This window comes from Moraxella caviae (assembly GCF_002014985.1).
Lineage (GTDB): Bacteria > Pseudomonadota > Gammaproteobacteria > Pseudomonadales > Moraxellaceae > Moraxella > Moraxella caviae.
Map to the genome: position 1 here is coordinate 1 of NZ_MUXU01000038.1, position 13942 is coordinate 13942.

Sequence of the window (13942 nt, forward strand, 5' to 3'; positions counted from 1 at the left end):
CTTTATCTACGTCAGCCCCATGATTTTTACTTGTGGTAATGTTACTGGGGATTTGGTGGGTGCCAAAGTGGTTGATCAGCTTGAAAAATCTCACCACAAATCCTAAGTTTGCCGAATAATGTACACGCATTTTGCAAAATCTGTTATCATATCCACATTTACCAACAACCGAGAAATTTCATGACCGCACAAAACTTTTTGACCGCACTCAGCCAAGCCTTGCCAGAAATCCCCGTCAAAACTGACGCAGACAGCCTAGACAACTGGGGCAAGGACTGGACGAAGCACTTTGCGCCAGACGCCAGCGCCATCGTCTTTCCAAAAACCACCGAAGAAGTCGCTGCCATCGTCAAACTTGCCAACGAACACGGCACGCCACTTGTACCCAGCGGCGGACGCACAGGCTTGTCGGCAGGCGCGGTGGCGGCGCATGGCGAAGTGGTGGTGAGCTTTGATCGCATGAACGCCATCGGCACATTTTACGAAGCTGACCGCATGGTGGAAGTGGAAGCAGGCGTAGTTACCAAAGCCTTGCAAGAATTTGCCGAAAGCAAAGATTTGTACTATGCGGTGGATTTTGCCTCCAGCGGCTCAAGCCAAATCGGCGGTAACATCGGCACCAACGCAGGCGGCATCAAGGTGATTCGCTACGGCATGACACGCAACCAAATCCTAGGCTTGACGGTCGTAACAGGCAAAGGCGACATCCTAGAGCTAAACGGCGGTATGCTTAAAAACGCCACAGGCTATGATTTTCGCCATCTGTTCATCGGCGCAGAAGGCACACTCGGTTTTGTTACTAAAGCCTTGATTAAGCTGGAAAAACAGCCTGTCAATTTGACCGCCATGGTGCTTGGTGTGCCTGATTTTAACAGCGTGGTCGCCCTACTTGACCGCTTTGGCAAGGCGCTCAATCTCACCGCTTTTGAATTTTTTGACAACGTGGCGATGGATAAAGTGCTGGCTGCAGGACACGCCAAGCCGCCATTTGACAGCCGTACGCCATTTTATGTGCTGCTAGAATTTGAAGCGCTCAGCGATGACGTGCTGGACGTGGCAATGGGCGTGTTTGAAAATTGCGCCGAAGACGGCTTGATTGAAGATGGCGTGATGAGCCAAAGCGTGGGGCAGCTGCACGAACTTTGGAAATTGCGTGAAAGCATTTCTGAGACGATTTCGGTATTCACCCCTTATAAAAACGACGTGTCGGTGCTGATTAGCCATTTGGGCAATTTCATCGCTGACATTGAAACCATCGTCAAAGAAAACTACCCAGACTTTGAAATCTGCTGGTTTGGACACATTGGCGATGGCAATTTGCACCTAAACATCCTAAAACCAGACAACCTAAGCAAAGACGAATTTTTCGCCAAATGCCAAACGGTGAACACGCTGGTGTTTGACACGGTGAAAAAATACAAAGGCTCAATCAGTGCCGAGCATGGCGTGGGCATGACCAAAAAGCCATATTTGGACTACACACGCTCGCAAGCAGAAATTGACTACATGAAAGCCGTCAAAGCGGTGTTTGACCCAAATAACATCATGAATCGTGGTAAGATTTTTGATGTGTGATGGTAATTGACGTAAACTTGTGCGATTGACACAGCTCAGCACGGCTTGTAAACTTTTTCAAGCCGTGTTTTTCTTAAGTTTTTCCTAGCTTTAACTTTACTAAGTTTATCAACCTTTTAAACACCAAAACCAACAATGACCCAAGCCAAACCCGCCCATAAAGTTTTATCCTTGCTTAAAAACCTTCTACTGTATGCGCTGATGTTTCTCGCCATTTATACGGCGGTGAATTTTTGGCGCGCGCCTGCCGCCCCAGCCGCTCCAGCCTTTGCCATCACAAACGCAGACGGTCAGCGCACGGATTTACTTGCCAAAAGCCACGATGAAGCCATGCTGGTGTACTTTTGGGGAACGTGGTGCGGCGTGTGCCGCCTGACATCGCCAAACGTTCAAGCCCTGCACGCCGATGGGCAGCCCGTCATCACGGTAGCGGTGGCGTCTGGCGATGACGCCGAGCTGGGCGCTTATTTAAATGCGCACGGCTACACTTTTGCCACGCTCAATGACGATTCTGGCGAGATGTTTCGCACTTGGCAAGGGCAAGTAACGCCATCGTTTGCCATCATCAAAGACGGCAAAGCGGTGCAAACTTTCACAGGCATTGCGCCTTTATGGTCGCTGCGTTTACGTCTTTGGTGGGCGAATTTGGCGTGATGATTGGCAGTGATTGGAGTGGCGATTGAGCGATGGTTGATGTGGTGGTTGGCATAACATTGGCGCAACAACCGGCATGAAAACTGGCGCAAAACCCCAATCACGCAAGCAACAACTGACTTTTAAGCCGATAAAATCATTGAGTTTCGTCCAGCCGCCACTTATAATAAAGGTTTGAACTTGCCATCATTTATCAAAACTTGTTAGTTTTTAACAACCCAAATTTTCACAAAAAGGCACATCATGAGCGCACAAACCCAAGCAAAAGGTACGTTATTCATCATCACCGCAGCGTCTGGCACAGGCAAAACCAGCCTTGTTAAAGAGCTACTTGCCACCACCGACAATCTAAAAGTGAGCATTTCACACACCACACGCGCGCCACGCCCCGGCGAAACGCACGGCGAGCATTACTTTTTTGTGAGTAAAGATGAGTTTTTATCGCTGATTGATGAAGGCGCATTTTTAGAGCACGCCAACGTCTTTGACAATCATTACGGCACAAGCAAAGCCGCCGTGCAAAGCCTTTTGGACGCTGGCACGGACGTGATTTTGGAGATTGACTGGCAAGGCGCATTGCAAGTCAAAGAAAAGTTTGATGACGTGGTGATGATTTTTATTTTGCCGCCAAGTCGCGCTGCCTTGGCAAGCCGCCTATCAAACCGTGGGCAAGACAGCAAAGAAGTCATTGAAAAGCGTCTGGCAGGCGCAATCACCGAGATGACACAGCACACGCATTTTGATTTTGTGGTGATTAACGATGATTTCGCCACCGCACTTAAAGAATTGCAAGGCATCATCATCACCGAACGCCTGCGCACCGCCAAACAGCGCACACGCCATGCTGCGATGATTGCTGATTTGCTGACGCCCTAATCTGGCAAATTAAACCCAAAATCCAAAACTTTAAAACCCAAACCTTAAACCTAGGGACTGATCAGCTCAATAAGGACACTCATGCTGCGCCTAATTTTCATCGGACTGCTTGCTGCACTATTTTTTAGCACTACTTTTGTGCTGAACGAAATGATAGCAAAGTCTGGCGGGCATTGGTTTTGGTCGGCAAGCGGTCGCTATATTTTTATGTGGCTGCTGCTAAGCGTGATTATTTTGCTAAGGCGTGGCGGCTGGGCGAATTTGTGCGGACTTGTGCGCTTATTTTTCACGCACATCAAATTTTGGGGTGTGGCTGGCGGTATCGGCTTTGGCGGATTTTATGCGTTTTTGTGCTTTGGCGCAGAACACGCACCCGGCTGGATTATTGCCGCCACTTTTCAATCAACGGTCGTGGCAAGTTTGCTGGTGCTTGCGGTATTTGGCGAGCGCATTCGCCTGCCAGTGCTGTTTGCCAGCTTGCTAATTTTTCTGGGCGTGGCGATTGCCAATATTGGCGAAGGCGCACGCAGCAGCACATCGACAAACTTAAGCGAGCTGCTGCTGTTTGGCGCATTGCCTGCGCTCATGGCTGGGTTTTGCTTTCCGATTGGCAATCAGCTGGCATGGTACGCCAAAAATCCCATGCCACGACTTAGTCGCCACGCCATCGGCAAGCACATTCCTGCCATTCGCTCACCGCTTTTAAACAATCCCTTACACATTGTGTGGCTTTTGACGACAGGCTCGCTGCCTTTGTGGGCGGTGCTTGGCGGTATCGTCATGCCGTCTTTGCCTGATGGCGCACAGATTATCAATACCTTTTTGGTGGCACTGTTTGCTGGGGTGATTGCCACAAGCGTGTTTTTATACGCGCGCAGCCACGCCACGACCAGCGCACAGATTGCGGCGGTTGATGCCACGCAGGCTGGCGAGATGATTTTTGCCATCATTGGCAGCGCCTTACTGCTTGGCACAGCTTTACCGTCTTTACTTAGCGGCGCAGGGCTTGTGATGGTGGTTGTGGGCTTGGCGTGGTTTGCCAAAATGCAAGAACATTAGTTTAGTAAATAGGCTTAGAAAATGAGCTTATTTTATGAATTGAACTTAATAAAGCGAAAATCCAGCATTTGATGGTGATTTTTTGTGCAGTTGTTGGGTTGTTGTGCCAATTCAGCTTGCGGTTTTTTTACCAAACAAACTGATGATTTTGCTTAAATGATGGGCTGTAAGTTGGGTTTTCCTTAAAAAATTAAAAAATTAACAAATTCAAAAAGTTGCCATAAAAAGCTGTCGCAAAAATTGGCACAAAAAAGTTGGGCTGCATTACACAAGCCCAGCTTAATCAATCAGTCTGCAAATCAATTTACCAACCCGTTTACCAGCCAGTTTACCAGCTGACAATTTTCACTCCATCAAACTTCGCTCAATCGTCCAGCGCTTTTAGCCAGCGGCTTTGCTCTTTATTTGGCGTGAATGCCGCCCACAAATCAGGACGGCGTGCTTTGGTGCGTTTGACCTGCTCCAAAAAACGCCACTTGGCGATGTTGGCATGATGTCCAGACAGCAGCACGTCAGGCACACGCTCACCGTGAAATTCGTGCGGCTTGGTATAATGCGGACAATCCAGCAAGCCATCTACAAAACTGTCTTCCAGCGCAGAATTGTCGTCCTGCATGACATTTGGCAAGCGGCGAATCACGCTGTCCATCAGCACCATCGCAGGCAGCTCGCCGCCAGTCAGCACATAATCACCGATGGAAATCTCACGCTCCACATAGCGGCGCAAAAAGCGCTCGTCCACACCTTCATAACGCCCACACAGCAAAATCATGCCATCAAGTGGCGCAAGCTCACACACCATCGGCTCGTCCAGACGCTCACCTTGGGGCGATAAATACACCACAGGACAGTGATAATCATCACGCCCAAGGCGGCTAAAATGCTCGCGCGCCAAGTCCTTAGCGTGCAGCACCGCCTTTTCTAGCGGCTCTGCCATCATCACCATGCCCGGCCCACCACCAAAAGGACGCTCGTCAATGCGGCGATAATTATCGGTGGTGAAATCGCGCGGATTGATGGTGTGCAGCACCACTTGCGCCTTTGCCAGCGCCCTACTCGTGATGCCAAAATCGCTCACCGCCCGAAACATCTCAGGCATGATACTAATCACCGCAAAAAACATCGCTTTGCCTTTTTGGTTTGTATGTTGTTAAATTTTAAAGAAAATTTTATAAAAATGCGTACGCAATTTAGCACGCAGCACGCATCAATAATCCGCGCCCCATGCCACCAGCATCGTTGCCGCTGCCAAATCCACTTTTAGCACCACGTCCTTATGCCAAGGAATCAGCCGTTCTTCGTTGTCAATGCTCTCAGCCGTTGGTGCAACGGTGATGATTTCGTGCGCGCCTGTTTCAAATAAATTTTTAATCTTGCCCAGCGTCTCGCCTGCTTCGTTCACCACGACAAGTCCCACCAAATCCGACCAATAATACTCTTCTTCATCAAGCGCAGGCAAATTGGCACGCTCCGTCCACACCGTTACGCCATTCATGGTTTCTGCGACATTGCGGTCTGGCACTTCTTTAAAACTTGCCACCAAGCCCTGACCTTGCTCACGCCAATTCGTTACCGTCAAAGGCTTAAAGCCAGTTGCCGTCTTCATCCACCACGGCTGCATAGCAAACACATCAGCACGGTTGTCGGTGTCGCTAAACACCCACAGCCAGCCTTTAATGCCATAAGGCTTTTTGAGCGTGGCGATTTTAATCAGTTGGTCAGCGTTGGGCGCAGTTGCAGTCATGGTATTTCCCCACAAGTATCGTTTGCGTTGGTATTTTTATTGGTTTGGTTTTTAAAAATTGCCGTTATTTATCAACTTGACAACAATCCAAAACCCAAACCAACAAAAACACAGGCAATAAAAATCGGCTTGCGTCTTTGCTTTCGCAAAACCACGCAAACCGACTTTCGGCATGACGCCTTGCCTAAATAAGACTTAGGCGTGTATTAAGCAGCTTGTTTTGCTTTTACAAGTTGCGCTACACGGTCAGAAGGCTGTGCGCCTTTTGCAATCCACGCATTGTATGCATCTAGGTCAATGCGGAAAGTTTCTTCTTGACCACGAGCTAGTGGGTTGAAAAAGCCGATTTTTTCAATGTGGCGACCATCACGAGCAGCGCGCTTGTCAGCAACAACAACTTGGTAAAATGGGCGTTTTTTTGCGCCACCACGGGCTAGACGAATTACAACCATGATATTCTCTCAAAAATTCGTAAAAAATTTCAATAAATGGGTATGGTGCAAGAGTATTATAATCGTTCCACCGCCTAAATTGAGGATGAGCCGTGGCGCAGAACCATTAAATCAGCCAATTATAGCAAATTTTTAGCACAAAGCAAAGACAAATTTCATCAATGTGCGTAAATTTTTGGTAAATGGCGTGAAATTTGATGGCGGCTGGCGTAATTTTACCGCTGAATGCTGGCGGTGAGTTTTGATGGTAAATCTACTGGCGATTTTATTTTGGTTTTCGCAGCAATTTCACACCAACTTTTGCACTGATTGCACACTAATTTTACGCCAATTTCACACCAATTTTATGCTTGAGTTTTCACCCACGCAGCGCATTTGTGCTACAATGTCGCAAACACAAGGAATACTCATGAGCGCATTTCACACCCTACTTGCCAAGGCGCGCCGCCGCTTTTATTCAAACACATGGCAGACCATCATCGTGGTTTTTTTCATCGTTTTTGCCAGTGTTGGGCTGTCAATTTGGCTGTTTTGGCGAAGTTTATATTTACCAGAACTTAAAAATCACGCCAGTTATCTTGCCAGTGAAATTCGCCTGATTGATAATGCACGCGCCAAATGGCAGGACGATTCGGACGTGCTGGCGTGGATTGAACAAGAAAGCCACTTGCAAATCGTGCGCAATCCTGATGATTTTCCAGACGTAACCGACAAGCTGTTTGTCGGCAGCGTAACGGACATCTTAGCGGCGGAAGTTGGGGCAGACTTAGGGCGCAGCGTGCAGGTGTATTTTAAATTTAAACCTGTGCCAAAGCTGTGGGTGCAAGACAGTGCCAATGCCGACATTTGGCTGAGCGAGCCTGTTACGCATTATTCGCAGTACAGCACAGGGCTTTTGGCGGGTTTTATTTTTGGCTTGCCGTTTTTGACTTTACTCACCATTTTTATTCTTGTGCGGGGTCTTAACCGCCCTTTGCGCAAGCTGGAACGTGCCGCCAGCGACTACATTTCCCAAGGACACGCCACCACCTTGCCCACGCAGGCAGGCCCCAGCGAAATTCGCCAAGTGAATACCGCTTTTAATCGCCTTTTTACCACGCTTAGCCAAGCGCAAAAAGAGCGCACCATCATGCTGGCTGGGATTTCGCACGACTTACGCACGCCGCTCACCAGAATGCGCCTGACTGCCGAAATGCTGCCTGACGAATTTTTCCGTGAAGGTTTGGTGTATGACATTGAAGACATGGACGCGATTTTAGAGCAGTTCATTTCCTTTATGAAAGACGGCTCGGACGAACCTGTGCGCCTGACCAATCTTGAAACGATTTTCAAAGAAATCATGGTGCAATTTACAGGCACACGCTTCATTTACGAAAGCACGCTCACCGAAGATGTGCCCGTGCGTCCGCTGTCCATCAAGCGGCTAATCATCAACCTTGTGAACAACGCCATTCGCTATGGCGAGCAGCCCATCCACCTAAACGCTTACATCAAACCCAGCGACACAGAAGGCGAACACCCCACGCTCATCATTTGCGTCAAGGACGAAGGCACAGGCGTGGCGGACGACCAGCTTGAGCGCATCATGCAGCCTTTTGAACGTGGGGAAACCGCCCGCACCACACAAGGCAGCGGACTTGGGCTTGCCATCGTCAGCCGCATTGCCAGCCTACACCAAGGCACGGTACAGGCCATCAACCACCCAGATGGCGGCTTGCAAGTCAGCGTGCTGATTCCGCTTTTGACCAGAGCGCATGACGGCAGTGATGATGAGTGATTGTGATTGCCCAGTCAAGCCACTTTGCCAAACAAGCATACTTTGACACCATCAAAACCACAAAACAAGAAAAACTGGGAGAAAATATGAAACGCCACCCTTGCCTGCAGCCTTTATCTCGTGAGCATCATTTGGGCTTGGTGCTATCTCGCCGTGCCGCAAGCCTTGCTGATGATGACGCAGCGGGCATTGCCGAGCATTGGCAAGCACTCACCGACTATCTCACCACGCAAATTCCTGCGCATTTTGCCACAGAAAAAGAGTGCATTGCCGATGTGATTTTCGCCAAATTGCCCAGCGATGAAGCCGTGCGCCTAGCCAATGAAATGCTAAAACAGCACAATGAAATTGAAGCCTTGCTGCAAATTTCTGCACCCACCGCTGCCGATGTGCGTAAATTGGCGCAAGCACTGCACGACCACATCCGCTTTGAAGAGCGTGAAGTTTTCCCTGTGGCGCAAGCGGTGCTTGACAACAATGAACTACAAGCGCTGTACGCTGCCAGCAGCGATGCCGCCAAAAAGTAACGCGCCACAAAAGCGATACGCCAAAAAAAGCGCACGTCAATACAGCACGCCAATTTTGCGTGAAACACCTTGTGTGCGCGGATATTTTTGGTGCAAATCCAAAATATCGCTCAATTTTTCACCCTGATACATTTATCAATCTGTCGCCCAGTTTTCGCCAAAAATATCGCCAAGCCTTGCCATTATTAGCCTTGCCAAGCCTTAAAATTCTTATCCCCAAAATCTGTGGATAACTTTGTGGAAATGGCGTGATTTTATCCGCCCAAGCCTTTATCATTCGGTGCTTGCAGCGTGATTGTAATTTGTCATCATTATGACACATTGATAAATTTTATCTTTTAAAATCAATTATTTATAAATAATTGATATTTTTTATAAAGACACAGAAAATCGCAATTTTTTCAAATCATCGCACGCATGATGTTCCACGAAATTGATAAAGATTTTATGCTAAAATCTGTGGATAACTCATCAAAATTTATCATCATATCAATTCTTAAAACATGGTAAAAATCGCTTTTTATCTCATTTTACCAACGAAAAACCCAACCAATTTGGCTGGGTTTTGCGGTGAATTTCGGTGAAATTCAATCAAATTTAGGGCTTTTTGATTTTTGGATTTGAATTGCCCCAAATGGTGTACAAATCAGCAAGCAATGCGTCATTGATGTCTTCTATTTCCGCCTGCGTAATCTCGCCTGCGCCCTGCTTGCCATAAATCACCACTTCATCACCCGCCACCACGTCAGGAAAATCGGTTACGTCCACCATCGTGGTGTTCATGGACGTTTTGCCCAGCACAGGCGCGCGATGCCCACGAATCAGCACCACACCTTTATTGGTGAACGCACGGCGATAACCGTCCGAATAGCCAAACGGCAAATTCGCCAAATACGAATCGCGTGTCAAGGTGTGCGTGCCATCGTAGCCGACTTTCGTGCCAGCCTTATAAAAATGCACCGCCGCCACGCGCGATTTAAAGCTCATGACAGGCTCATAAGCGGGCTTGGCGTCAATCGTATCGCCATACACCAAGCCGCCCGGGCGCACCATGTCAAGGTGAGATTCTGGCACGGCAATGGTGGCAAATGAGTTGGCAGCGTGCAATGTCAGCTTGCTGCGGTCAAGTTTGGCGGTGTCAATCAACCAGCTGCTTTGCTCATTAAACAGCGCTAAAGCCGTGCGCACAAAATCTTCATCTTCCACCGCAAAATGCGTCATAATGCCCGTCAGCTCAAGGTTTGGCAATGCCACGATTTGCAGCGCATCGCCCTTGCCACGCCCATCTGCCAAATCCAAGCCGTTTCTATCCATGCCGCCAGCGTTGAGCGACAGATGATATTTGATTTTTTGGCCGTGCTTTGCCGCCAGTGCGTCTAGGGCTTTGGCGTGGTTTAGATTGCCGATAAGCTCTTCCATCTGGTAAGGCAGCGCCGCTTCAATCTCATCAATGCTTGCCGCACGCACACGCGCAATCACGCCTTGATAGCCGTGCGCCCTTGCCACACGTGCTTCTTCGTTGCTGGCGATGCCAATGCACGGCACGCCAAGTTTGATGACGCTTGGCATGAGCAAATCAATGCCGTTGCCGTAGGCGTCCGCCTTCATGATGACGCAGACTTTGGATTTGCCGTCCAGCTCACGCATCAGGCGACCAACGTTATTTTCAAAGGCGCTTACGTCCACTTCCAGCCATGCGTTCGCTGATTTGGCTTGGCTGATGTCATAATTGCCAAAAGTCTGAAGTGGCGGCGCAGCGGTGGCGGTGCTTGCCAAGGCGATGGCAGCGGCGAGTAGGGTGGGTTTGAGTGTGGCGACTGGTGAAAATTGAGCAAATTTCATCATTTATTCCTTGTACAGCTTATTAAAATTGTTTGCCAAATGTTAAAAAATCACCCTATCTTATCACAGCTTTTACATTGTGTGCGATATATATTGCGCTTGGCATGATTTTTTGGCAAAATTACGAACATTTATTCACCAAATTGCAAGCAAACCGTGTTTTTAGTATGATTGGCGTTCAATTCATTTGCTTGCATTTTGGGTAAAATTGACCATTTGCAAGTTTGGATTTGCCTTGTATTACTTAATCCGCTTGCAAATTTACTTTAAATTGCAAGCAAAAACCGCCAAACAGCCAGCACACGAAGCCAGCCATGACAACTTACAACAAAAGCACCCACACCGAACCCATCTGCAAAACCACGGACGAAACCAGCGTACCTGTGTACGAACGCATCAAACGCTACATCTTAGCGCACATTCACGATGGCCGCTGGCGCACAGGCGCAATGATTCCCAGCGAAAACGAGCTTGCCGAAACCTTTGGCGTGTCTCGCATGACGGTCAATCGCGCGGTCAAAGAACTGGCAATAGAAGGCGTGCTGGAGCGCAAACAAGGCGCAGGCACGTTCGTTATTCAAAAGCAATTTAGCCAAACTTTCGTTACCGTGCACAGCATCGCCGAAGACATTGAGCGCATGGGCAAACGCTACCACGCCAAGCAAATTTTCGGTGGCGCACAAGCGTACAACACTCTGCCCGCCGAAGCGCAAAAACTTTTCACCCCACAGCAAACGCCCTATCGTGTGGACGTGGTGCATTTTGGTGATGATGTGCCGCTGCAATACGAAAGACGCTGGGTGGATTTGAATCTTGTACCAAAATTTGCCGAACAAGATTTTAACATCGTCAGCACCAGCAACTATCTCATCGCTCAAACGCCGCTGGTGCGTGGACTTTACACCATTGAAGCGCTCGCCTGCCCTGACGACATCGCAAGCTGCCTTGCCATGCCTGCGGGTGCGCCTGCCTTGTGCTTGCGCCGCCACACTTATTCAGGCGAGCTTGTGGTTACGCTGGTGCAAATGTGGCACAATGGCGCAAATTTTAGTTTCACTGGCACGCTGGAATGACTGCGCCACAATTCGTACGTCAAACCACTTAAACCAACAACAAACGCAAGCTGGATTCTGCCCCAGCTTGCAAATTCTTTTTTTAAATCCGCCATTTTAAACCCATCACTCAAAATTCACCGCCTACAATTCACCGCTCACAATTCACCACAAACCCAATCCAAACCCAGCTCAAATCCGCCTCGCGCCCAATTCACCGCCATTTCTTTAAAAATCGCCACGCTACGCCATAAGTTGTGCTAAACTAGCCTGTTTTTTTACGCAGCTTGCAATGGCAAATCACTTTACAAACCGTCTTGCAAGCCGCCCTTGCAAATTGCAAGCCATTACAAACCGATAACACAAGCCAACACCAACAACGGAGTTGTCATGACCAAATCCCAAGAACACCAACTCGCCAAAGAAGCGATGTGGGCTGTGATTTTAACCGTCTTTTATCTGATCGGCTGGGTGATTGCCGCCTATTTTAGCCCTGATGGCGCAGGATTTTTTGGCTTTCCTTTGTGGTTTGAAGCCAGCTGTTTTTATTTGCCGCTGCTGTTTTTGTTTGTTAGTTTTGTGGTGCTAAAACGCGTGTATCAGCCGCTGGATTTGGACGCTGCTGCACACGATGGGACACAGCCAAACGATAAAACCATCAATAAAAATAATCAATAGAAATAATCAATAGAAATAATCAATAGAAACAATTATTTATAAAAATACCATCGCCACACCCAGAGAAACGCCATGACTTTTGAAACGACTGCTTTTAATATTGAGATTTTTATTCCGCTGGTGCTGTATTTGCTGTTTGTTTTTGGCGTGGCGTATCATGCCTATCGTAAGCGGCAAGCGGGCAATTTTTTGAGTGAATATTACGTTGGCGGACGCTCGATGTCAGGTTTTGTGCTGGCGATGACCACCGTTGCCACTTATGTCAGCGCAAGCTCGTTCATCGGTGGGCCGGGGGCGGCGTATCATTATGGGCTAGGCTGGGTACTGCTTGCCATGATTCAAGTGCCAGCAATTTGGCTGACGCTTGGTGCCTTGGGCAAAAAATTCGCCATTCACGCCAGACGCACAAACAGTATTACTATCAATGACTTACTGCTGGCACGCTACAAAAATCCTGTGGTGGTGTGGATTGCGTGTGCGGCTTTGTTGCTGGCGTTTTTTGGCATGATGGTGGTGCAATTTATTGGCGCTGGGCGACTCTTGGAAACGACGCTTGGCATTCCTTATGCGCTGTCGGTGATGGTTTTTGCGCTGGTGGTGGGGCTTTATACGTTTATTGGTGGTTTTCGTGCGGTGGTTTTGACGGACACGGTGCAAGGGCTTGTGATGATGATTGGCACGCTGCTTTTGCTGGGCGGTACGGTGATGGCGGTTGGCGGCGTGGATACAGCGATGGCAAGCCTTGCCGCTATTGACCCTGCGCTGCTAAAGCCTGCAGGCGTGGGCGATAAGCTGTCGGCAAGTTTTATGGCGTCGTTTTGGGTGCTGGTGTGTTTTGGCTTGATTGGGCTGCCGCACACTGCCATGCGTGCGATGGCGTACAAGGACAGCGCGGCGCTGCACCGTGGTATGTGGATTGGCACGCTGGTGATGGCGGTGCTGGTGCTGGGCATGCACCTGACAGGCGTGCTGGCGCGCGTGGTGATTCCTGATTTGGACGTGCCTGACAAGGTGATTCCTGCGCTGATGATGCAAGTGCTGCCGCCTGTGGTGGCTGGCGTGTTTTTGGCAGCGCCGATGGCAGCAATCATGTCGTCCATTGACTCGATGCTGATTCAATCGTCCAGCACGCTGATTAAGGATTTATACCTTGCCATCAAGCCTGCCGCCGCCCAAGACGAAAAACGCATTGGGCGCTACTCCACAAGTTTTACGCTGATTTTCACCTTTATTTTGGCTGGCGTGGCGGCTGTCAATCCGCCTGATATGCTCATTTGGCTAAATCTTTTATCCTTTGGCGGACTAGAAGCGACGTTTCTTTGGGTGCTGGTGCTGGGTCTGTATTGGGATAAGGCGAACGCCACTGGGGCAATTTTTTCTATGGTGGCAGGATTGGCAAGCTACATCATTTTTGCGCTATTTGAGATTAAGATTTTTGATTTGCACGCGGTCGTGCCTGCGCTGGTGCTGGGTTTGATTGGGTTTTTGGTGGGTAATGGGTTGGGTGTGCGTAAACAGCACACCATCTAAACGCCAAAACACCCTTTTATGAACGCTTGCGCCGATGGTGCAGGCGTTTTTAATGCGTAGAAGTTGTTGGCTTGGGCTGCGCTTAACCAACCAATACATTACAATTCATCGCAAAATCCGATAAATAATCCGAATAATTGCCATTTACTCCCTGTCAATTTTTTGATGAAATAAAC

At 48.8% G+C, this 13942-nt stretch carries 13 protein-coding genes; 9 read left to right on the forward strand and 4 right to left on the reverse strand.

From position 1 onward, the window contains the following. Positions 1-180: 180 nt before the first annotated feature. The 4 genes from B0181_RS06150 (at position 181) to B0181_RS06165 (ending at position 4164) form a co-directional block, all read left to right on the forward strand. Positions 181-1575 (forward strand): FAD-binding oxidoreductase, encoded by a 1395-nt coding sequence (locus B0181_RS06150; RefSeq protein ID WP_078276637.1) that lies wholly within the window; start codon positions 181-183, stop codon positions 1573-1575. A gap of 135 nt (positions 1576-1710) precedes the next feature. Further along, positions 1711-2229 (forward strand): protein disulfide oxidoreductase, encoded by a 519-nt coding sequence (locus B0181_RS06155; RefSeq protein WP_078276638.1) that lies wholly within the window; start codon positions 1711-1713, stop codon positions 2227-2229. A gap of 243 nt (positions 2230-2472) precedes the next feature. Then, positions 2473-3105, forward strand: coding sequence for a guanylate kinase (gene gmk, locus B0181_RS06160; RefSeq protein WP_078276639.1), 633 nt, complete (start codon positions 2473-2475; stop codon positions 3103-3105). A gap of 81 nt (positions 3106-3186) precedes the next feature. Beyond that, on the forward strand, positions 3187-4164 hold the full coding sequence (locus B0181_RS06165; RefSeq protein WP_078276640.1) for a multidrug resistance efflux transporter family protein: 978 nt from the start codon (positions 3187-3189) through the stop codon (positions 4162-4164). Between the two features lie 364 nt (positions 4165-4528). On the opposite strand, the gene trmD is transcribed toward B0181_RS06165, so the two are convergent. The 3 genes from trmD to rpsP form a co-directional block, all read right to left on the reverse strand. Continuing rightward, positions 4529-5287, reverse strand: coding sequence for a tRNA (guanosine(37)-N1)-methyltransferase TrmD (gene trmD / locus B0181_RS06170; protein ID WP_078276641.1), 759 nt, complete (start codon positions 5285-5287; stop codon positions 4529-4531). 84 nt (positions 5288-5371) lie between these two features. After that, on the reverse strand, positions 5372-5908 hold the full coding sequence (gene rimM, locus B0181_RS06175) for a ribosome maturation factor RimM (RefSeq protein ID WP_078276642.1): 537 nt from the start codon (positions 5906-5908) through the stop codon (positions 5372-5374). A 206-nt stretch (positions 5909-6114) separates the two neighbouring features. Continuing rightward, positions 6115-6360, reverse strand: coding sequence for a 30S ribosomal protein S16 (gene rpsP, locus B0181_RS06180; protein WP_078276643.1), 246 nt, complete (start codon positions 6358-6360; stop codon positions 6115-6117). 409 nt (positions 6361-6769) lie between these two features. Here rpsP and B0181_RS06185 point away from each other — a divergent pair, with 409 nt between their 5' ends. Together B0181_RS06185 and B0181_RS06190 are read left to right on the forward strand one after the other, a co-directional pair. After that, complete coding sequence (locus B0181_RS06185) at positions 6770-8137, forward strand: ATP-binding protein (protein WP_078276644.1); 1368 nt, start codon at positions 6770-6772, stop codon at positions 8135-8137. 86 nt (positions 8138-8223) lie between these two features. Further along, positions 8224-8664, forward strand: coding sequence for a hemerythrin domain-containing protein (locus B0181_RS06190; RefSeq protein WP_115338105.1), 441 nt, complete (start codon positions 8224-8226; stop codon positions 8662-8664). A gap of 597 nt (positions 8665-9261) precedes the next feature. Here B0181_RS06190 and alr read toward each other — a convergent pair. Then, a complete protein-coding gene (gene alr, locus B0181_RS06195) occupies positions 9262-10506 on the reverse strand; it encodes an alanine racemase (protein ID WP_078276645.1) in 1245 nt (414 codons plus the stop codon). 314 nt (positions 10507-10820) lie between these two features. On the opposite strand from alr, the gene hutC reads away from it, so the two are divergent. From hutC to panF, 3 genes are all read left to right on the forward strand, one after another. Continuing rightward, positions 10821-11579 (forward strand): histidine utilization transcriptional repressor HutC, encoded by a 759-nt coding sequence (hutC, locus tag B0181_RS06200; RefSeq protein WP_078276646.1) that lies wholly within the window; start codon positions 10821-10823, stop codon positions 11577-11579. A 369-nt stretch (positions 11580-11948) separates the two neighbouring features. Then, positions 11949-12236 carry a YhdT family protein gene (locus B0181_RS06205; protein ID WP_078276647.1) on the forward strand — a complete coding sequence of 96 codons (288 nt, stop codon included), beginning with the start codon at positions 11949-11951 and terminating at the stop codon, positions 12234-12236. Positions 12237-12308: 72 nt separating this feature from the next. Then, positions 12309-13766 (forward strand): sodium/pantothenate symporter, encoded by a 1458-nt coding sequence (panF, locus tag B0181_RS06210; RefSeq protein ID WP_078276648.1) that lies wholly within the window; start codon positions 12309-12311, stop codon positions 13764-13766. Positions 13767-13942: the final 176 nt, after the last annotated feature.

Coding starts and splice junctions, on each gene's coding strand:
- B0181_RS06150 (WP_078276637.1), top strand. CDS start 181: ATGACCGCACAAAACTTTTTGACCGCACTCAGCCAAGCCTTGCCAGAA.
- B0181_RS06155 (WP_078276638.1), top strand. CDS start 1,711: ATGACCCAAGCCAAACCCGCCCATAAAGTTTTATCCTTGCTTAAAAAC.
- gmk (WP_078276639.1), top strand. CDS start 2,473: ATGAGCGCACAAACCCAAGCAAAAGGTACGTTATTCATCATCACCGCA.
- B0181_RS06165 (WP_078276640.1), top strand. CDS start 3,187: ATGCTGCGCCTAATTTTCATCGGACTGCTTGCTGCACTATTTTTTAGC.
- trmD (WP_078276641.1), bottom strand. CDS start 5,287: ATGTTTTTTGCGGTGATTAGTATCATGCCTGAGATGTTTCGGGCGGTG.
- rimM (WP_078276642.1), bottom strand. CDS start 5,908: ATGACTGCAACTGCGCCCAACGCTGACCAACTGATTAAAATCGCCACG.
- rpsP (WP_078276643.1), bottom strand. CDS start 6,360: ATGGTTGTAATTCGTCTAGCCCGTGGTGGCGCAAAAAAACGCCCATTT.
- B0181_RS06185 (WP_078276644.1), top strand. CDS start 6,770: ATGAGCGCATTTCACACCCTACTTGCCAAGGCGCGCCGCCGCTTTTAT.
- B0181_RS06190 (WP_115338105.1), top strand. CDS start 8,224: ATGAAACGCCACCCTTGCCTGCAGCCTTTATCTCGTGAGCATCATTTG.
- alr (WP_078276645.1), bottom strand. CDS start 10,506: ATGAAATTTGCTCAATTTTCACCAGTCGCCACACTCAAACCCACCCTA.
- hutC (WP_078276646.1), top strand. CDS start 10,821: ATGACAACTTACAACAAAAGCACCCACACCGAACCCATCTGCAAAACC.
- B0181_RS06205 (WP_078276647.1), top strand. CDS start 11,949: ATGACCAAATCCCAAGAACACCAACTCGCCAAAGAAGCGATGTGGGCT.
- panF (WP_078276648.1), top strand. CDS start 12,309: ATGACTTTTGAAACGACTGCTTTTAATATTGAGATTTTTATTCCGCTG.